Source organism: Nocardioides stalactiti (genome assembly GCF_014180715.1).
GTDB classification, from domain to species: Bacteria; Actinomycetota; Actinomycetes; order Propionibacteriales; family Nocardioidaceae; genus Nocardioides; species Nocardioides stalactiti.
The window spans coordinates 19,504-39,381 of record NZ_JACEFC010000015.1 but is presented as its reverse complement, the minus strand read 5'-3'; the positions used below and the strand labels follow the sequence as shown (position 1 = coordinate 39,381).

Here is a 19,878-nt window from a genome sequence, read left to right as displayed (position 1 = left end):
CGTGAAGGCGGCGATGACCGAGAACCTCGCCGATGTCGACAACCAGCCGACGGTGCGGCACGAGCGGCTCTATCGGCGTTGGGCCGAAGGCGCGGCGGGCGGTCTCCTGGTCACCGGGAACCTGATGGTCGACCGCCGGTTCCTCGAGCGGAGCCGCAACATCGTCGCCGACAGACACCTCGACGTCGCCGGGCTGCGCCGGGTCCGCGAGGCCGCAGCGTCCTCACCGGTGATCGCGCAGCTCAACCACCCGGGGCGACAGACCAACCGCTTCCTCGCCTCGCGGCCGGTGGCCCCGAGCGCCAGCGACGCCGTGCCGATGCTGGGCCTGTTCGCCCGGCCACGGGCGCTGGAAGCCAGCGAGATCGAGGCGATCGTCGCGGGGTTCGGCAGTGCGGCGGCCCTGTGCGAGGAGGCCGGTCTCGACGGCGTCCAGGTCCACGCGGCCCACGGCTACCTGCTGGCCCAGTTCCTCTCGCCGCACGTCAACCGTCGTACCGACGAGTGGGGCGGCGACGTCACCGGCCGCGCGCGGGCGCTGCTGTCGGCTGTGCGTGCCGCTCGTCGGTCGACCGGCGACGGGTTCACGGTCGCGGTGAAGCTGAACTCCTCGGACTTCCGGCACGGCGGCTTCACCGAGGACGACGCGGAGCAGGTCGTCCGGCTGCTGGTCGAGGAGGGCGTCGACCTCATCGAGATCTCGGGCGGCACCTACGAGAGCCCGGCTCTGTTCGGCGAGGTGGCCGAGCTCGGTGCCGGGTCGAACGCGAAGGAGGCCTACTTCGCCGCGTTCGCCCGCCGGGCCCGTGCGGCCGCGGGCGGCGTCCCGGTGATGCTGACCGGCGGCATCCGGACCCGTGCGGTGATGGAGTCGCTGCTGGACGAGGGCGGTGTGGACCTGATCGGCCTGGGCCGACCGGTCGCGATCGACCCGGACCTGCCGGTCAAGCTGCTCGCCGGCGCCGATGGCGCGGTGCTGCCGCGCTACACCCTGCCCACCGTGATCGGCTTCGCCGGCGAGTCGGAGTGGTACGAGAACCAGATCGGTCGACTCGGCGCTGGCCGCGAGGTGAAGCCCGGCCTGCACGCCGCCGTCGCCGCCACCGCGTTCGTCGGCGGTGAGCTGGTCCGCGGCCTCGCTGCCCGACGCCGGCGCGCCCGCCTCGTCGCCGCCGGCGCCGAGCCCGCGTCCTACGGACAGCACCGCCCCACGCCGGCGCGCCCGCCTCGTCGCCGCCGGCGCCGAGCCCGCGTCCTACGGACAGCACCGCCCCACGCCCCGCCCGTAGGACGTCGCCCCAACCAAGAAAAGCGACGACGTGGCCCCGCGAAGCGGGGCACACGTCGTCCAGAGTTGCTTCCGTGGAGCTGGCGGGAATCGAACCCGCGTCCTCGAGCGTCGAACCAGGTCTTCTCCGGGTGCAGTCAGTGGTGTCGTTTTTTCTGCCTCGGCGCTCGCACTGACACGTCGCCGACAGGCCTATTCGGGATGAAGTCCCGGCCGACCCTCCCGACGGAGGTCTGGCCAGCGAGTCTCCTAGTCGACGCCAGGTTCAGGGCCGGAGACGGACGCCCTGACTGACGCTTCGATCACCGCTCAGGCGGCGAGAGCGAAGGACTGCTTGTTGTCGGCAGTTATTAGTTTCCAGCGATCGTTTACGAGATGACGCTGGCTCCTCGACCCGCTTCCCCTGGAACTAACGTCCCAAGTCGAAACCGATCAGCCCCTTTTGAGTTATCGGGTCCATCTTACGGATGCGACCGACAGAACGCTCATCGGTTTCCCAGCAGCCGGGCCGCGTTGCCCCAGCAGACGGCCCGCAGCCACTCCTCGCCGAGCCCCAGACCGGCCAGCTGGTTGAGCTGGTCGGCGTAGGCGAACGGCAGCGTGGGGAAGTCGGAGCCGTAGACGACGCGGTCGCGGAGGTCGGCCAACCGCGGCAGCAGAGCGCGCGGATAGCGGTGGTGGGAGGCGAAGAAGTCGGTGAAAGCCATCGAGGTGTCGAGGTGCACGCCGTCGTGGGTCTCGGCGAGGGCGAGGAACTCCTCGGCCTCCGGGGTGCCCATGTGCGCGATCACGAGGACGAGCCGCGGGAAGCGTGCGAGCAGCCGGGCGGTCGACGCAGGTCCGGTGAAGTCGTTGCCGACCGGGCCGGAACCGGCGTGCACGACGACCGGCGTCCCGGCCTCCTCGATGAGCGGCCACACCTCGTCGAGCAGCGGGTCGTCGAGGTGGAACTCCCCCACCTGGAGATGGATCTTGAGGACCTCGACGCCGTCCGCGATCTGCGCGCCGACGTAGGACGCCGCCTCGGGCTCAGGGTAGAGGGTCGCGCTCCGTACGACCTCCGGCGTCGCGAGCGCGAAGTCCCGCGACCAATCGTTGAGGTAGGACGCCACTCCCGGCTTGTGGGCGTAGGGCAGCGTCGTCCACCGGCGGACCCCGAAGTCGCGCAGCAGCGAGACCCGCTCCTCCGGTGACTGCCGGTAACGGATCGGCCAGTCCCGCCCGATCTTCTCCCCGCCGTTGTCGAACTCCCGCCACACCGCGCGCTCGATCGGCGGCGGCAGGAAGTGGACGTGGAGGTCCAGCACGCCGGGGAGCTCGAGCCGTTGCCAGAACGACCGGACCCGGTCGACCTCGCGCTCCCTCACCCGGCCGATCGTGTCACGGCAGGGGCTGCAGGGTGCACGGGGTGTAGGCCTGACCGAGCTGCACGTCGGCCCTGGACCCCGAGGCGCCGAGGTCACTGGCCGGATTGAGCCCCGACACGTAGGACTCGGTCGCCGCGTTGGTGGCGGAGGTCGCCAGGCCCGGGATCCCGAACTTGTACAGCGTGGAGGTGGTGCCCTGCTTCTGCAGACCGATGCCGGCGGGCTTGGGCGAGGTGCTGGAGCTCGCGGCGGTGTTCTGGGTGATCTCGGCACACAGAGTGGGGTTGTAGCTGCCGCTGCCGCTGCTGCCGTTGCGCACCACGATGCCGGAGAAGACCTGACCGGAATTGATGTTGCTGGTCACGTTGCCCTGCAGGCGGATGTCGAAGAAGCCGTTGGAGTCACCCTGGAAGGCGTGGATCCCGGGACCTGCGGTGTTGCTGACCGTGTTGCCGGTGACCGTGGCGCGCACCGTCGGGTTCGCGAGGATGGCGGCGTCGCCCTGGGTGGAGCGCTCGCTGAGCACCCGAATGCCGGGCTCGGTGATCATGTTGTTGGCGTTGATGACGTTGTTCGCCGCCTTGAACCAGACGTTCGCGCTCCCCTTGGCGTCCATCCGGATCGCCGGCCCCCAGGTGTTGGCGAGCGGGCTGCCCGGGGTGCCGTTGCCGGTGATCACGAAATGGCCCTGACCCCGCCCGATCACGCCGGCCCAGATCGCCGAGCCGGTGCGGTTCAGGCTGTCGCCGGTCACCAGGTTGCCCGAGATCGTCACGACGTCCGTGCCGGCGTTCGCCACGCCGTAGGTTCCCGCGGTCGCCCCGGCGCTGGTGGTGTTGCCCCCGAGCACGACGATGCCGCTCGCGTTGGGCGAGGCGAGGTCACACGTCTCGCTGCACGGCATGCCGGTGATGGTGTTGTTGGCGATCGTGGCCTTGGTCAGGCTCGCGACCGTGCTGGCCGACCCCCGCAGCAGCAGCGAGATCCCGCTGCCCTTCTGGAAGAACGGGTCGGGGACGGCGCTGGTGATCGTGTTGTTGCTGATCGTCGCGTTGCTGATCGTGCCGGCGAAGTTGCGGATGTCGACGCCGCCGCCGTACGGCGAGGTGATGGTGTTGCCGGTGATGGTGACGGCACCGTCGAGGTTGTTCACCCCGGCCGTCGTGGAGTTGAACGCGACCGCCGCGTCGGTGACGTTGCTCCGGGTGTCCCCGGCGTTGAGGATCGTGGTGCTGGTCATCGAGAAGCCGCTGACGCCGGTCCCGAGCACGCCATTGCGGTCGGTGCCTTCGAGCTTCATCTCGTGCAGGGACACCGAGCCGGTGTTGGTCAGCGAGATGCCCGGACCTGACGTGTTCTTGATCGTGCCGCCGGAGTCGCCGGTGCCCACGATGCCGGTGACGCTGAACGGTCCGGTCTTGCCGGTGTTGTTGAGGACGATCCCGCTCGTCGTGGTGGCAGCGGAGCCGTTGTCGACGAACACGCGGCTGAACGAGACGCCCTCGGCGCTGATGGTGGTGTTGGCGATGTTGACGGCGATGCCGGTGTCGGTCTCGGCCGAGCGGTAGCTCGGGGTTCCGCCGGGCACCACCACGGCGACGGTGCCGCCTCCGGTCGCCCTGAAGGCGCTGCCGGAGGTGGCGGTGAGGCTGAGCGCGGCATGGAACCGGATCGTGTGGCCGGTGTTGTTGGTCAGCGCGATGGCGTCGTTGGCGCCCGAGATCACCTGGATCGGGCCGCTGAGGAACTCGGTCAGGCCGGCGGTGTTGCCGTCGACGGTGATCCGGCCGGTCAGGTTGCCCGTGAACCGGGTGGTGCCGCTGCGTCCGGTCACGTCGACGGACTTCTCGAAGGACGCGATCGTCCCGGGGTAGGTGACCAGCCCGCTGCCGCCGTTGACGTCGAAGCCGATCTGCTGCGCGCCCGAGATGCTGCTGCCGGCGCCTGCGGTGAAGGACCAGCCTCCGGTGCCGTCGAGGTTGACGCCGTCGGTCGTGCTGTTGATCGAGTCCGCCTCGGTGAAGGCCAGCGTCGTCCCGGCACCGAGACCGGTCGCGTCGACCACGGGCCGGTTCGAGGTCGCGACGGTGCCGCCCTGGACGGTGATCGCGGCTGCGTTGCTGAGGAGGACCGCCGAGTGGTTGGTGGTCTGCGCGTCCAGGTCGGTGAAGGTCAGGGAGCCTGTGGTGCTGGTCAGGCTCACGGCGGGGCTGTTGCTGCTGCCCGACACCGCCACGGACGCGACGGTGCCGGAGAGCACGGCGTTGGCCACGGTGAGGGCACCGGCCTGGTTGCCGTTGAGCGTCACCGCTGACCCGAAGGTGAGGCCGTTGCCCGTCCCCGCCAGCTCGACGCTCGGCTGCGTCGACGCCGTGGCGCCGTCGATGACGGTCAACGAGCGCAGCGTCACCGACGGGGTGCTGGTCCCGGAGACCGCGTTGGCGGCGCCGACGGCGTCGATGTCGACACCCCCGACGTTGGTGGTGCTGGCCAGCGTGACGACGTCGACGCCGCTGGGGGCGGTGAGGAGCGGGGCGGTGCCGGCGGCCAACAGCGTCTCGGCGGTGCTCGATCCGACCTCGGTGTTGGTGAGCGCGAGCCGGCCGCCGATCAGCTTGTCGCCGGTGCCGAGAACCACCGCGCCGCTGAGGGTGCCGTCGCCGCTCCCCCGGGTCACGTGGACCGTCTGGGAGCCGGGCAGGGCCAGCGCCGCTGCGATGGTGTCGAACGGCCGGGCCGCGGTGCCGTCCATCGTCCCGGTCGCGCCGTCGGCGACGTACCAGACGGCGCCGGAGAAGTTGACGGTGAACAGGGTCGCGGCCGACTGGGTGGTGCCGTCGGTCAGCAGGTAGTTGTAGGTGTCGCTGGCCAGCGTGCCGCTCGCCGGCGGTTCGTAGCGGACCGTGCCCGCGCCGGTGAGCGTGATCCGCCCGCTCTGGCTGGTCGCCGCGTTGCTCACCGGTACGACGGTGATCGCGCTCTCCAGGCCGTCCGGGTCGACGGCGTTGCTGACCATGTTGATGGTGCGCACCGAGTGCGGGCCGGTGGCGGCGACGCCCGAGACCAGGGTGGTGTTGCGGACACCCGCCACGGTCGGCTTGGTCGACGGCACACCCGGGGCGTCGTTGACCGGCGTGATGGTGGCCGACCGCGTGCGGGCCACGCTGTCGCCGGCGCCGTCGTTGACGACCGCGGAGAGCGTCCGGTTGGCGTCCGCGGCGTTGGCGGTGCCGTCGTTGCGGTTGTCCGGGTCGTCGTCGGTGTTGCGGAACTGCACGTTGCGCAGTGCGGTCTGGTACTCCGCGACGGTCCCGCCGGCCTTGGCCAGGGTGAGCACCCCTCCGGTGTAGGTGCTCGTGAAGCCGGCGATCGCCGGGTCCAGGCGGAGCAGGTCGAAGGAGGCGTCGAAGCCCGCCGAGATCGTCACCTTCAGCGACGCCAGCGTCGTGTTGTCCACGTCGGTCACGGTCGCGTTGGCACCGGTCAGGTTGACGTAGCCCGCGTTGCCCTCGGTGAAGCCGAGCGTGGTGCTCGCGTCGAGGGCCACCACCGGCACGTCGTTGACCGGCGAGACGGTGATCGTCCGGGTGATCGAGTTGGACGCGGCGCTGCCGTCGCTGGACTGGATGACGAAGGATCGGCTGGTGCCCGGGGTGTCGCTGGTGGTGTTGCGGAACCCGACCGTGCGCAGCGCGTTCACGTAGTTGACCGACGCAGAGGTCCCGGTCAGGGTCAGCACGCCTGACGCGAAGCTCCCGGTGATGCCGTTCTGGTTCGTGAACGTCAAGGTGTCGCCGGGCAGGGGGCTGGTGATGGTGACCGTCGTCGACGCCACCTGGCTGTTGTCGACGTCGCTCACGACGAAGCCGGGCGACACGAGCGCCGCCGTGCCGTTCTGCTCGGTGTACGTCGTCGGCGCCTGCGGGTCGGCGATGACCGGGGCGTCGTTGGTGGCGGTGATCGCGATGCTGCGGGTCACCGGGGCGCTGGTGCCGCCGTCCCCGTCGGTCAGGACCATCTGCACGACCCTGGTGGTGGTGACCGGGGTGTCGGACGCGTTGCGGTAGGTGATGTTGCGGACGAGCGCCTGGGTCGCGGCCGGGGTGGCGCTCGCGTTGAGCGTGACCACCAGGGGGCCGGACCCGCTGGTGCCCCCGGGGTAGGTCCCGATCGTCGTGCCGCCGAAGGTGACGTTCGACCCGGAGACGCCGATCTGACCAGCGGCGGTGCCCTGGTTGCGGACGTCGAGCCGGTCCTCGGAGGGGCCGCCCGTCGTGAAGTTGATCGACAGCGTGCCGCTCTGGAAGTTCGTCGAGTCGACGTCGGCGACCGTCGTGGTCGCGGTGATCGGTGTTGCCGCGTCGTTCTCCGTGTAGGCCAGGTTGGCGCCCTCGATGGCAGCGAGGACCGGGGCGTCGTTGCTGGCGGTGACGGTGACGGTGCGGCTCACGGCGGTGCTGGTGCCGCCGTCACCGTCGGTGAGCACGAACCGGACCGTGCGGTTGGCGGTGCTCGGGTTGTCGGAGACGTTGCGGTAGGTCAGGTTGCGCAGCAGCGCCTGGGTCCGCGCCGGGGTCGCGAAGCTGTTGAGAGTGATCACCAGGGGCGTCGTGCCGGTGCCGCCGGTGAAGCTGCCGAACGTCACGGTGCCGCCGGAGACCACGCTGTTGCCCGACACGGAGATCTGGCCGGTGCCGGTGCCCTCGTTGCGGATCTCGAGCCGGTCCTCGGCCTGCCCGCCCGCGGAGAGGTCCACCGTCAGCGTGCCGGTCTCGAAGTTGGTCGAGTCGGGGTCGGAGATCGTGCCCGCGGCCGTGAGGAGGACCGCGCCGGCGTTCTCGGCGTAGCCGAGGGAGCCGCCCTCGACCGAGCCGATCACCGGGGCGTCGTTGGCGGGCGCCGAGGCGATCGCCCGGGTGGCGGCGGTACTGGTGCCGCCGTCGCCGTCAGTCAGCACGAACCGGGCCGTCCGCGACGTCCCCGGGTCCTCGCCGGTGTTGCGGAAGGTGATGTTGCGCACCAGGGCCTGGACCTTGGTCGCGTTGGCATTGGCGTTCAGGGTGATCACCAGCGGCGTAGACCCGCTGCCGCCGGCGAAGGACCCGATCGTCGTGACCTCGTACCTCACGTTGGGGCCGAGCAAGCTGATCTGCCCCGCACCGCTCCCCTGGTTGCGGATCTCCAGCAGGTCGTCGGCCTGCCCACCCGCGGAGAGATCGATGGTCAGCGATCCCTCGTTGAAGTCGACCGAGTCGGGGTCGGTGACGATGCCGGTCGCCGTGATCACCGTCGCGGGGGCGTTCTCGGCGTAGGCGAGGACGCTGCCCTCGATCCCGTCGATCGCGGGCGGGTCGTTGATCGGGTTCGAGGAGATGCCGCGCGTCGCCGGGGCGCTGGTGCCGCCGTCGCCGTCGGTGAGCACGAACCGGACCGTCTTCGAGGCCGTCGGGGCGTCGCTCAGGCTGCGGAAGGTGACGTTGCGGACGAGCGCCTGGACCGCGGCCGGCGTCGCGCTCGCGTTGAGGAGGACCACCAGCGGCTGCGTCCCGATGCCGCCGGTGACCGTACCGATGGCCGTGCCCTGGAAGGAGACGGTCGATCCGGACACCCCGATCTGCCCGGAGCCGGTGCCCTGGTTGCGGACGTCCAGCCGGTCGTCGGCCTGGTTGCCGACGGGCAGGTCCACCGTCAGCACGCCGGAGTCGAAGTTCGTGGAGTCGACATCCGTCACGGTCGTCGCTGTCGTGACGATCGTCGCGGGGTCCTGCTCGGTGTAGCCGACCGCTGCGCCCTCGATGGCCGACAGCACCGGGGCGTCGTTGACCGACGCGATGAGGACACCACGGCTGGCCGCGGCACTGGTCCCGCCGTCGCCGTCGGTCAGCACGAAGCGCACCGTTCGGTTGGCGGCCGGGGTGTCGGAGGTGTCGCGGTAGGTGACGTTGCGGACCAAGGCCTGCACCGCCGCCGGTGTGGCGTTCGCGTTCAGCTCGACCACGAGCGGAGTCGTGCCGTCCCCGCCGACGAAGCTGCCGATGGTCGTCCCACCGAAGGTGACGTCCGCCACCGAGACACCGATCTGACCCGCGCCCGTGCCCTGGTTGCGGATCTCCAGCTTCTCGCTGGCCGTCCCTCCCGCGATGATGTCGACCGTCAGCGTCCCCTCGTTGAAGTTCGACGAGTCGCCGTCGTTCACGACCGCGTCGCCCGTGACGACCGTCGCCGGGCCGTTCTCGGTGTAGGCCAGAGCGGTGCCCTCGATGCCGGTGATCGTCGGGGCGTCGTTGACGCAGGTCACCGTGACGCTCACCGTGGCGGTGTCGCCGCCCGGGCTCATCGTGTAGGTGAAGGTGTCCTTCACGGTCCCCGGCGGGTCGTTGCAGTAGTCCCCGTCCGGCTCGTAGGTCAGGTCCTCCCCGTCGTTCGCGAGCACCACGGTGCCGTTGTCGGGCTGCGTGACCGCGTCGATCCCGAACGGGTCGTCGTCGGCATCGGTGTCGTTGGAGAGGACGGCGAGCGTCGTCGCGTCGGCGTCCTCCAGGACCGTCACCACGTCGTCGACCGCCACCGGCGCGTCGTCGACGCAGGTCACCGTGACCTCCACGGTCGCGGTGTCCCCGCCCGGCGCCAGGGTGTAGGTGAAGTCGTCGGTCGGTGAGCCGCCGTTGCAGTAGTCGGCGTCCGGCTCATAGGTCAGGTCGGCACCGGCGTTGGTGATCGCGACGGTCCCGTGGTCGGGCTGGGTGACGGCGTCGATCGTCTCGGGCGAGCTGTCGTCGTCGGTGTCGTTGGCGAGCACGTCGACCGTCGTCGCGTTGGCGTCCTCGGCGACGGTCGCGATGTCGTCCACGGCGACCGGTGCGTCGTCGGCGCAGGTCACCGTGACCTCCACCGTCCCGATGTCCCCGCCCGGCGCCAGCGTGTAGGTGAAGTCGTCGGTCGGCGAGCCGCCGTTGCAGTAGTTCGCGTCCGGCTTGTAGGTCACCCCCGTGCCGCCCGACGTGATCGCGACCGTGCCGTCAGCGGGCTGGGTCACGGAGGCGACGGTCTTGGGGCCGGCGTCGATGTCGGTGTCGTTGGTGCGGACGGCGATCGTGGTCGCGTTGGCGTCCTCGGCGACCGTGGCCGCGTCGTCGACCGCGACCGGCGGGTCGTCGACGCACCGCACCGTCACGGTCACGGTCGCGGCGCTCCCCCCGGGCGCGAGGGTGTAGGTGAACACGTCCTTCGGGTCGCCGACGGCGCTGTTGCAGTAGTTCGCGTCGGGGCGGTACGTCACCGACCGGGCCCGCTTCACGACGGTGCCGTTGTCAGGCTGGGTCACCGAAGCGACGCCGATGGCGCCTCCGTCGACGTCGGTGTCGTTGGCGGTCACGGTCACCGTGCTGGCCACGGAGTCCTCGAAGACCGTCCTGGTGTCGTCGACGGCGACCGGCGGCTCGCGGTCGAGGACCCGGATCCGCTCGCAGTCCGGCTCCGCGGTGTCGTAGACGTCGATGTAGGCGAGCTCGCCGGTGCCCTCACCGCAGGTGAGGTGGTCGACGAACGGCGAGCCGTCGCGGTCGTTGAGCGTGTCGATCCCGGTCCCGCCGACCAGGTCGTCGTTGCCGTCGTCGCCATACATCTTGTCGCTGTTGGCGCCGCCGTCGAGGTCGTCGTCCCCGCCCTCGCCGAACATCAGGTCGTTGCCGTCGCCGCCCCGGACCACGTCGTTGCCGACGCCACCGACCACGCGGTCGTTGCCGCCCTGGCCGTCGACGGTGTCGGCCCCGGACTGCCCAGCGATCTCGTCGAAGCCGGTCCCGCCGGACAGGAGGTCGTCCCCGTCGCCGCCCTGGATCCGGTCGGCGCCGTCGCCGCCGTCGACGGTGTCGCTGCCCGGTCCTCCGACGATCAGGTCGTCACCGCCGAGCCCGTTGATCGTGTCGTTGCCGCCGAGGCCGCAGATCACGTCGGTCTCCGCCGTTCCGGTCAGCGTGTTGGCCGCGCTGGTGCCGGTGATCGTGCAGGCCGAGCCGATCGGCGGCGGTTCAGCGCGGGCCCCGGTCCAGGCCGGCGACGCCAGCAGGAGGGCAACCGCGAGCGCCGTGGCACTCCTCACCGCACGTCGTTGCATCCCCATGCTCCGCACGTCGACCGCAGCGCCCCGGACCGACGCGGAAATTGATCAGCGAGACGGACTCTGCCAGCGCGGACGACCCCGTGTACGTCGAATGGGAGAAGAGGTCCCTCAGTCGGTCCGGCCCTTGAGCCGGCGCCCGAGCTCCTGCTGCTTCTCGCGGTCCCAGTCCCGCTCGGCGATCGACTGGCGCTTGTCCCACGACTTCTTGCCCTTGGCGACGCCGATCTCGACCTTCGCCCGGCCCTTCACGAAGTAGAGGGCCAGCGGGATGACGGTGTGGCCCTTCTCGCTGACCTTGCGCTCGATCTTCTCGATCTCGGCCTTGTGCAGGAGGAGCTTGCGCTTGCGGGTCGCGGCGTGGTTGGTCCAGGTGCCCTGGGCGTACTGGGGGATGTTGACTCCGTGCAGCCAGGCCTCACCGTTGTCGATGTCGACGAACCCGTCGACCAGCGTGGCGCGCCCCATCCGCAGCGACTTCACCTCGGTGCCCTGGAGGACCAGGCCGGCCTCGAAGGTCGAGTCGATGTGGTAGTCGTGGCGCGCCTTCTTGTTGGACGCGACGAGCTTGCGCGGCTCGCTCGTGTCCTTCGGCGCGCCCTTCCCCTGCTTGGCCATCCGACCATTCTCCCAGGCGGGGTCAACGAGTTAACGCAGGGCCACCGGCAGGGTCAGAGGTAGTTCATCGGGTCGACGGGCTCGCCGTTGCGCAGCACCGTGAAGTGCAGGTGGCAGCCGGTGGACCAGCCGGTCGAGCCGACGTACCCGACGACGTCGCCACGGCCGACGCGGGCGCCCTCGGAGACCTCATAGCTGGAGAGGTGGTTGTAGACGAGGGTGAGGTTGGCGCCGTTGACCGAGCCCACGGAGAGGTAGAGACGGTTGCCGTAGACCTCGTCGTAGTAGGTGTTGATCACCGTGCCGGACTCCCCCGCCCAGAGCGCCGAGCCGCAGCCGGCGCCGAAGTCGGTGCCGTCGTGCAGGCCCCAGTAGCCGTAGATCGGGTGCTCGCGGTAGCCGAACGGGGAGGTGACCGGACCGTCGACGGGCGCCTGGAGGAGGCCGTCGGTGTCACCGGAGTACGACGGCCCGTCGTCCTGCTGGGCGAGGGCGAGGATCTCGGCCTTGATGCGCTCCTCGCGCTTCTTCAGACGCTCGAGCGCCGCCCGGTCCGCCTGCCGGGCGCGGACCGCCGCCTGCCGGGCGGAGCGCGACTCCTCGACGAGCGAGGCGATCTCGACCCGGGTCGTCCGCGCGCTCTCGAAGAGCCCACGGATCCGCTCCAGGTTGCGCCGGGCCTCGTCCTTCTGGCGCGCGACCTCGTCGCGGGCCTGGCGGACCTCGTCCTTCCACTCCGCGAGCGCGGCCTCGGCCGTCTCGTAGTCGGCGAGCGCCTGGTCCTCACGGCCGAGGATCATCACGCCGGCGGTCTGGGCGACGAGCAGCTCCTGGATCGAGCCGGACGACGTCACGGCGTCGAGGACCGCCAGGTCGGTGTTGGCGCGGGTCTCGAACCCGAGCACGGTGTTGCGGACCAGCTCACGCTGCGCGGCGACCTCGGCGCGCGCCGCACGCAGCGAGGCCGAGACCCGCTCGAAGCGGTCCTCCGCACGGACCAGCGCCCGGGCGAGGCGCGCTCGCTCCTCGCGGGCGTCCCACAGGTCGCGGCGCACGGTCTGCAGGCGCTCGCGGGCGCTCCCCAGCCGGTCAACGGCGCTCTCGAGCCGGTGCACGATGCGGGCGACCCGCTTGCTCGACTCGTGGAGGTCGTCGTGGGCCTGGTCGATCTGGTTCTCGACCTGGTTCTGCTCGTTCTTGAGGTCGTCCTCGTCGTCAGCGTTGGCGACGGGAGCGGCGATGGCCACCGCAGCGACCGTCCCCACCAGGAGCGCGGACAGTCGACGCCCGCGCGACGGTCGGACATCGTTCGCGGCGGGGGTGGACGGGTCGTCGAGGTAGGGAGCGCTGGGGAAGGAGCGCACAGGTACAGCCAATCTTGATCGGGGAAGTGATCGCCTCGACGGTAACCTCCGCCGATCAGACTTTGATGTATTTGCGGGTCAGCAGGAGTGTCGGGATCAGCGTCAGCGCAGGGCCGAGGATGACGACCCCGGGCGGCACCGTCCCGATCAGCGCCTCGACGTAGTCGTCCCAACCGATCCACGGCACGAACTCGATCGCCCCCTCGAGCCCGTCGAGGATCGCGAACTTCACGAACGCGGCGAGCGCACCGGCCGCGAGACCCACGCCGATCGCGGCCGCCACCAGCGACTCCAGGAGGAACGGCAGCGCGATGTAGAGCGTCGACGCCCCGACCAGTCGCATGATGCCGATCTCGCGACGGCGTGCCATCGCGGCGAGCCGGATCGTGTTGGCGACGAGCAACAGCGAGGCCAGCAGGAGCAGGCCGGAGCCGATCCACGACCCGTACTTGAGCGCGTCGATGATGCCGAAGACCGGTTCCAGGTCGTCGCGCTGGTCCTTGATCCCGGCGACCCCGTCGAGGCCCTCGACGGCACTGATGACGCCCTCGGCCTCCTTCGGGTCCTCCAGGGTCACCCAGTACTGCGCCGGCCAGTCCTCCTGGGTGATGATCGGGTCCGGTCCGTCGAAGTACGGCTCGTACTGCGGGATCTCCTGAGCCTCCGCGTAGCCCTCGGCCTGCGACTGGAACTCGAAGGCCTCGACCTCGTCGCTCGCCTTGAGCGCCCGCTCGACCTCACGCTTCTGCGGCCCGGTCACGGCACCGCCGCCGCAGTTGGGCTTCTTGGAGGGGTCGTCCACCACACACAGGTTGACGAGGATCTGGAGCTCGTTGCCCAACGCCTCGGCGGTCTTGTCCGCCTGGCGCTGCAGCAGCATGCCGCAGCCGGCGAGAGTGAGCGAGACGAAGAGGGTCAGGACGACGGCGACGTGCATCGAGGCGTTGCGGCGCAGGCCGGAACGGAGCTCGGTGAAGACGTAGCGCAACTGCATGAGGGTGGGCTCTCCTGGTGGTGCGAGAAAGAGTGGTCGGCGCCGGACGGGCTAGTGCTGGAAGCCGTAGCTGCCGGCTGCCTCGTCGCGCACGACCTTGCCGTGCTCGAGCTCGACCACGCGCTTGCGGAACTGGTCGACGAGGCCGTGGTCGTGGGTGGCCATGACGACGGTCGTGCCGCGCTTGTTGATGTCCTCGAGGAGGTTCATGATCCCGACCGAGGTCTGCGGGTCGAGGTTGCCGGTCGGCTCGTCGGCGATGATGATCATCGGCCGGTTGACGAACGCCCGGGCGATCGCGACCCGCTGCTGCTCACCGCCGGACAGCTCGTCGGGCATCCGGCCCCCCTTGTCCTTGAGGCCGACGACCTCGAGGGTCTCGGGGACGACCCGGTTGATCTCACGCCGGGACTTGCCGATGACCTGGAGCGCGAAGGCGACGTTCTCGGTGACCGTCTTGTTGGGGAGCAGGCGGAAGTCCTGGAAGACGGTGCCGACCTGACGGCGCAGCCGGGGCACCTTCCAGCCGGCCATCCGGTTGATCTCCTTGCCGGCGACGTAGATGCGGCCGCTCGTGGGCCGCAGCTCGCGGAGCATCAGGCGCAGCGCGGTCGACTTGCCCGACCCGGACTGGCCGACGAGGTAGACGAACTCTCCCTTGTCGATGTCGACCGTCACGTGGTCGAGGGCAGGCGTGCCCGGCCCCGGGTAGTTCTTGGTGACCTTTTCGAAGCGAATCACTGACCAGACGGTACGCGAGACGGGCAACCAGCGATCGGACGCCTGCCGCCTCGGAGCGTCGGTCTATCGTGAGCGCGTGCCGGGGCCGCTGCGATGGTTGATGCTGGCCGTCGTGCTGACGGTGCTGCCGATCGCGGCCGGCGTGATCGTCCTCGGTGACGGCGAGAGGACGACCTCCCCGCCGATCACCATGCCGACGCCGCCGTCGTACTCCTCGACGGCCCTGGCCGACTACGACACGACGGTGGTCGCCGTGACCCGGGCGCCGTTCTGCGACCTGCTGCCCGAGGAGGCGCTCGCCGAGGCGCTCGGCGGGACGACCGGCCCGATGACGTCGTACGACAACGGCGAACGCGCTGAGGTGGCGCCGGGGGTGGACGACGTCGCCCATGAGTACGGCTGCCGCGCCGAGGGCAGCGGCGGCACCGAGGCGCGGGCCTGGCTGTTCGCACCTCCCGTGACCCGGAGCCGGGCCGGCGACCTGGTGGCCCTCGCCGCGGAGCGCGCCGGCTGCAGGACCCCCGCTCGGGCACGCCCGTTCGGCGCCCCGAGCGTCGCGCTGGTCTGCCCGTCGGGCGACCGGCGGTGGGCGTCGTACCGCGGGTTGTTCGGCGACGCCTGGCTGGCCTGCAGCGTCGCCGCACCCACGAGCCTGCCGGAGGCCGACCTCGTCGACCGGGCCGGCCGGTGGTGCGTGGCGGTCGCCCAGGCCGCGGCCACACCCGCCGGCTAGGACTCTCCGGTCAGGACTGCCCCGGTCAGGACTGTCCCGGCTAGCTCGCGAGGAGTGCGCTCAACGCGCGGGAGCAGTGAGCGACCTCGTCCTCGATCGGCGCTCGTGCGCTCTCGACTGCGCCGGACCACAGCAACGCCCGGTCCTCGACGTAGGCCACCCATCCGTGCACCACCGCGATCATCGCGGGGTCGACATCGGTCGCCTCGACGATCCGACGGGCGACGGTCATCCGGTGCGACTCGATGCCCTCCCCCCCGACGGAGATCGCACCGCTGCCGAAGACGAGCGCGAGGTAGAACTCCCGGCGCCGCTCGATCTGGGCGTAGAACCGCTCGACGAAGTGGAGGAGCGCCGTCGCGGCGTCGACGTCCTCGTCGGGCTCGATGTTGCGCAGCACCCTCCGCAGGGCGGCGCCGACGACGGCGTCGTAGTAGTCGGTCTTGGTCGGGAAGTAGTGGAAGAGCAGCCCGCGCGAGATCCCCGCCTGAGCTGCGACGTCGTCGATCGAGAGCTCCTGGATGGGCTTCTCGACGAGCATCCGCAGACCGATCCCGAGCAGCTGACGGCGTCGTTCGTCCTGGCTCATCCGGGTGCGCGGCCGGGTCGGAGAGGCCGCGGTGTGATCTGCATCCACACTATTGAGCATTGCTCAATAGTGTGCCAGGGTCAACCCATGGACTTCGCACCCTCCCCCCGCGCCGCCGAGCTGACCGCCCTGGTCAAGGACTTCCTCGCCACGGAGGTCGAGCCGGTCGAGCGCGACTACCACCAGGAGCTCACCCGTCGCCGCGAGGCGGGCCAGGGCGAGCAGTGGCAGGAGCTGCCGGTCATGAAGGAGCTCCAGGCCAAGGCGCGTGAGCGCGGCCTGTGGAACCTCTTCCTCCCGGCCGGCCACGAGGGCCCCTACGCGGAGAAGTACGGCACCCTCGGCGGCGCCGGCCTCAGCAACGTCGACTACGCGCCGATCGCCGAGCTGACCGGTCGGTCGTTCATCGCGCCGTACGTGCTCAACTGCAACGCCCCGGACACCGGCAACATGGAGGTGCTCCTCAAGTACGGCAGCCAGGAGCAGAAGGACCGCTGGCTCGATCCGCTGCTCCGCGGCGAGATCCGTAGCGCGTTCCTCATGACCGAGCCGGGCGTGGCGTCCTCCGACGCCACCAACATGGAGCTCAGCGCCGTCGTCGACGGCGACGAGATCGTCCTCAACGGCCGCAAGTGGTTCTCGACCGGCGTCGGGCACCCCGACTGCGAGATCTTCATCGTCATGGGCCTCACCGACCCCGAGGCCGACCGCCACCGGCGCCACTCGATGGTGCTGGTACCCCGCGACACCCCCGGCGTGAAGGTCGAGCGGATGCTCTCGACGATGGGCTACTTCGACGAGCCGCACGGCCACGGTGAGGTCTCCCTCACCGACGTGCGGGTGCCGATCTCCAACTTCGTGTCGGGGCCGGGCGAGGCGTTCGCCATCGCCCAGGGTCGGCTCGGTCCCGGCCGCGTCCACCACTGCATGCGCCTCATCGGCCTCGCCGAGAAGGCCCTCGAGCTCGCCTGCCAGCGCGGCACCGACCGCGTCGCCTTCGGCAAGCAGCTCGTCAACCTCGGCGGCAACCGCGAGCGGATCGCGCAGGCCCGGATCGCGATCGAGTCGACCCGACTGCTCGTGCTCAACGCCGCATGGAAGCTCGACGTCGGCGGACCGATGAACGCCATCAGCGAGGTCTCCCAGATCAAGGTCGCCGCGCCTCGGATGGCGCTCGACATCATCGACTTCGCCATGCAGATCCACGGCGGCGGGGGCCTGACCGACGACTTCCCGCTGGCCGCGGCCTGGACCGGCGCCCGGTCGCTGCGGTTCGCCGACGGCCCCGACGAGGTGCACCTGGGCCTCATCGCACGCCTCGAGCTCATGAAATACGGCGTCAGCCGGTGAGTCACCCCACGAAGTTCTCCTCCTCCGCTTCGCTCCCCCAGACAACTTCGCGGGGACCCCGAAAAGACAGCAGGCGCGTCCTGGTCACCGGCGGCGCGTCCGGCCTGGGAGCGGCGCTGGTCGCGGAGTTCGCCGCTCGCGGCGACCGGGTCCTCGTCGCCGACCGCGTCGAGCCGACGACCCCGGCCGACGGCGTGCAGTGGCTCCGGCTCGACGTCACCTCCGACGACGACTGGGCGGCCGCGCTGGAGTGGGTCACCCAGGAGTGGGGCGGCCTGGACGTGCTCGTCAACAACGCCGGGATCGCGAGCGGCGGCCGGATCGACGTCGCCACCATCGCGGAGTGGCAGCGCGTCATCGACGTCAACCTGCTCGGAGTGGTGCGGGGCTGCCGCACGTTCACCCCCGGGTTCAAGGCCCAGGGGTCCGGCCACATCGTCAACACGGCCTCGCTGGCCGGGCTCGTGCACCCGCCGGGGATGTCGTCCTACACGGCGGTCAAGGCGGGTGTCGTGGCCCTCAGCGAGACCCTCTCCTACGAACTCGACCCGTACGGCGTCCTGGTCACCGCGGTCTGCCCCGGCTTCTTCCGCACCAACCTGGCGAGCTCGATCGACGGGAGCGACGCCGCGGTCGGCCACCTCGCCGCGCGGCTCATCGAGAAGTCGACCTACAGCCCGGACCAGATCGCGGCCGAGGTGATGAAGGGCATCGACGAGGGGGCGATGGTCGTCGTGCCGGACGAGCCGGCCCGGCTGGCGGTGTGGGCCAAGGCCCAGGAGCGACCCACCTACGACCAGGAGCAGCGCAGCTTCGCCGCGCGCATCAAGACCATGGCAGAACAGGCGGAAGGGAACGCATGAGCAAGGGAACCGTCCTCATCACCGGAGCGAGCTCCGGCCTCGGGGAGGAGATGGCGCGCCAGTTCGCGGCACTCGGCTACGACCTGGCGCTCTGTGCGCGTCGTACCGACCGGCTCGAGGCGCTGGGCGCCGAGATCGGCGCCGTCCACCCGGGCACCACCGTCACGGTGAAGGCGCTCGACGTCAACGACGACGACGCCGTGTTCGCGGTGTTCAAGGAGCTCGCCGCCGAGCTCGGCACCATCGACCGGGTGATCGTCAACGCGGGCCTCGGCAAGGGTGCGCCGCTCGGCACCGGCCGCTACGACGCCAACAAGGCCACCGCGATGACCAACTTCGTCGCAGCCCTCGCCCAGACCGAGGCCGCGATGGAGATCTTCCGCAGCCAGGGCAGCGGACACCTGGTGATGATCTCGTCGGTGTCGGCGATGCGCGGCATGCGCAAGACGATCACGACCTACGCCGCCACCAAGGCCGGCGTCGCGGCGCTCGCCGAAGGCCTCCTGAACGAGAACGTGAAGGCCCTGGGCATCGACGTCTCGATCATCTACCCGGGCTACATCCGCTCGGAGATGAACGAGAAGGTCGCCCAGCGGACCAAGTTCATGGTCGACACCGAGACCGGCGTCAAGGCGATGGTCGCGGCCATCGAGAAGCGCAAGGAGAAGGCGCTCGTGCCGGCGTGGCCGTGGGTGCCGCTGGGCTTCGCGCTGAGGAACCTGCCGATGCCGGTCGTCCGGAGGCTCATGTGACCGCCGCACCCGACCCGATCGACACCGTCGCGGGCGCGAAGCCGGTCCGTGACGAGGACGCGTTCGACGTCGCCGCTGTCGACGCCTGGCTGCGGGCCGGCGCCGACGCGTCCGCGTGGGGCGACGGGCTCCCGGAGGTCCGGCAGTTCTCCGCCGGCGCGTCGAACCTGACCTACCTGCTGCGCTACCCCGAGCGGGACCTGATCCTGCGCCGGCCGCCCGCGGGCAGCAAGGCCAAGGGCGCCCACGACATGGGCCGCGAGTACCGGATCCAGGAAGCGCTCGCACCGGTCTTCCCGTTCGTCGCGCCGATGGTCGGCCACTGCGACGACGAATCGGTCATCGGCTCGGAGTTCTACGTGATGGAGCGTCTCGTCGGTGAGATCCCCGGCAAGGACCTCACCGTCGACCTCGACGCCGAGCAGGGTCGGGCGTTGTGCCTCAACACCGTCGACCTGCTGGTGGCGCTCCACGCCGTCGACCCGGCCGCAGCGGGGCTCGACGTCCTCGACAAGGGTCCGGGCTACGTCGCCCGTCAGGTCGGCGGCTGGTCCTCGCGCTTCCGCAAGGCGGTCACGCCCGACGTGCCGGACCTCGAGGAGGTCATGGCCTGGCTGGACGCGCACCAGCCCGACGACGTCCGGCGCTGCCTGATCCACAACGACTTCCGCCTCGACAACATCGTGTACGACGCCGCGGAGCCGACCCGGCCGATCGGCCTGCTCGACTGGGAGATGGCCACCGTCGGAGACCCGCTCATGGACCTGGGCTGCACGATGGCGTACTGGATCCAGGCCGACGACGACGAGATGCTCCAGCTCACGCGGATGCAGCCGAGCAACGCCCCGGGCATGCTCACCCGCGCCGAGGTCGTCGCCTACTACTGCGACGAGGCCGGCCTCGAGGTCACGCCGGAGCAGTGGCTGTTCTACGAGGTGTTCGGGCTGTTCCGCCTGGCCGTCATCGCGCAGCAGATCTACTACCGGTTCTTCCACGGCCAGACGACGAACCCGAAGTTCGCCCCGTTCGGCATCCTGGTGGACATGCTCGACCAGCGCTGCCGCGGACTCATCGGGGGCCAGGCCTCGTGACGGTGATGT

12 protein-coding genes, 1 other RNA gene and 1 pseudogene are annotated in these 19,878 nt (G+C 70.5%); 6 read left to right on the top strand and 8 right to left on the bottom strand.

The window, feature by feature from the left end:
• Positions 1 to 13: 13 nt before the first annotated feature.
• Positions 14 to 895: pseudogene (locus tag H0487_RS24445) on the top strand (oxidoreductase); the annotation flags it as partial.
• Between the two features lie 465 nt (positions 896 to 1,360).
• On the opposite strand, the gene ssrA reads toward H0487_RS24445, so the two are convergent.
• The 7 genes from ssrA to ftsE form a co-directional block, all read right to left on the bottom strand.
• Positions 1,361 to 1,728: a transfer-messenger RNA gene (ssrA, locus tag H0487_RS04970) on the bottom strand.
• A gap of 45 nt (positions 1,729 to 1,773) precedes the next feature.
• Positions 1,774 to 2,655, bottom strand: a complete 882-nt coding sequence (locus H0487_RS04965; RefSeq protein ID WP_183093123.1) for an amidohydrolase family protein — start codon at positions 2,653 to 2,655, stop codon at positions 1,774 to 1,776.
• Positions 2,656 to 2,668: 13 nt separating this feature from the next.
• Entirely contained in the window at positions 2,669 to 10,756 is an 8,088-nt protein-coding gene (locus tag H0487_RS04960; RefSeq protein WP_183093122.1) for a tandem-95 repeat protein, read from the bottom strand.
• Positions 10,757 to 10,885: 129 nt separating this feature from the next.
• Complete coding sequence (smpB, locus tag H0487_RS04955) at positions 10,886 to 11,392, bottom strand: SsrA-binding protein SmpB (protein WP_183093121.1); 507 nt, start codon at positions 11,390 to 11,392, stop codon at positions 10,886 to 10,888.
• A gap of 53 nt (positions 11,393 to 11,445) precedes the next feature.
• Positions 11,446 to 12,756: a peptidoglycan DD-metalloendopeptidase family protein gene (locus H0487_RS24190; protein ID WP_183093120.1), complete on the bottom strand. Its 1,311-nt coding sequence runs from the start codon at positions 12,754 to 12,756 to the stop codon at positions 11,446 to 11,448.
• A 55-nt stretch (positions 12,757 to 12,811) separates the two neighbouring features.
• Complete coding sequence (gene ftsX / locus H0487_RS04945; protein ID WP_183093119.1) at positions 12,812 to 13,750, bottom strand: permease-like cell division protein FtsX; 939 nt, start codon at positions 13,748 to 13,750, stop codon at positions 12,812 to 12,814.
• A 51-nt stretch (positions 13,751 to 13,801) separates the two neighbouring features.
• Positions 13,802 to 14,491 carry a cell division ATP-binding protein FtsE gene (gene ftsE / locus H0487_RS04940; protein WP_183093118.1) on the bottom strand — a complete coding sequence of 230 codons (690 nt, stop codon included), beginning with the start codon at positions 14,489 to 14,491 and terminating at the stop codon, positions 13,802 to 13,804.
• A 76-nt stretch (positions 14,492 to 14,567) separates the two neighbouring features.
• Between ftsE and H0487_RS04935 the strand changes: the two genes are divergently transcribed.
• The gene (locus H0487_RS04935; protein WP_183093117.1) at positions 14,568 to 15,224 is read left to right on the top strand and encodes a hypothetical protein; all 657 of its coding nucleotides are present in this window, start codon (positions 14,568 to 14,570) and stop codon (positions 15,222 to 15,224) included.
• A 40-nt stretch (positions 15,225 to 15,264) separates the two neighbouring features.
• Here H0487_RS04935 and H0487_RS04930 read toward each other — a convergent pair whose 3' ends face one another.
• Positions 15,265 to 15,861: a TetR/AcrR family transcriptional regulator gene (locus H0487_RS04930; RefSeq protein WP_220793093.1), complete on the bottom strand. Its 597-nt coding sequence runs from the start codon at positions 15,859 to 15,861 to the stop codon at positions 15,265 to 15,267.
• Positions 15,862 to 15,900: 39 nt separating this feature from the next.
• On the opposite strand from H0487_RS04930, the gene H0487_RS04925 reads away from it, so the two are divergent.
• From H0487_RS04925 to H0487_RS04910, 4 genes are read left to right on the top strand one after another with little or no spacing between them, the layout of a single operon-like run.
• A complete protein-coding gene (locus H0487_RS04925; RefSeq protein WP_183093116.1) occupies positions 15,901 to 17,163 on the top strand; it encodes an acyl-CoA dehydrogenase family protein in 1,263 nt (420 codons plus the stop codon).
• Positions 17,160 to 18,026, top strand: a complete 867-nt coding sequence (locus tag H0487_RS04920) for an SDR family NAD(P)-dependent oxidoreductase (RefSeq protein WP_183093115.1) — start codon at positions 17,160 to 17,162, stop codon at positions 18,024 to 18,026. Before H0487_RS04925 ends, H0487_RS04920 begins: the two co-directional genes overlap by 4 nt.
• Positions 18,023 to 18,778 (top strand): SDR family oxidoreductase, encoded by a 756-nt coding sequence (locus tag H0487_RS04915; protein ID WP_183093114.1) that lies wholly within the window; start codon positions 18,023 to 18,025, stop codon positions 18,776 to 18,778. The genes H0487_RS04920 and H0487_RS04915 overlap by 4 nt, the downstream gene beginning before the upstream one ends.
• Entirely contained in the window at positions 18,775 to 19,869 is a 1,095-nt protein-coding gene (locus tag H0487_RS04910; RefSeq protein ID WP_312855827.1) for a phosphotransferase family protein, read from the top strand. The genes H0487_RS04915 and H0487_RS04910 overlap by 4 nt, the downstream gene beginning before the upstream one ends.
• Positions 19,870 to 19,878: the final 9 nt, after the last annotated feature.

What these genes read in the sequence shown, in the direction of transcription:
- H0487_RS04915 (WP_183093114.1), top strand. Translation starts at nt 18,023, where the DNA reads ATGAGCAAGGGAACCGTCCTCATCACCGGAGCGAGCTCCGGCCTCGGG.
- ftsX (WP_183093119.1), bottom strand. Translation starts at nt 13,750, where the DNA reads ATGCAGTTGCGCTACGTCTTCACCGAGCTCCGTTCCGGCCTGCGCCGC.
- smpB (WP_183093121.1), bottom strand. Translation starts at nt 11,392, where the DNA reads ATGGCCAAGCAGGGGAAGGGCGCGCCGAAGGACACGAGCGAGCCGCGC.
- H0487_RS04925 (WP_183093116.1), top strand. Translation starts at nt 15,901, where the DNA reads ATGGACTTCGCACCCTCCCCCCGCGCCGCCGAGCTGACCGCCCTGGTC.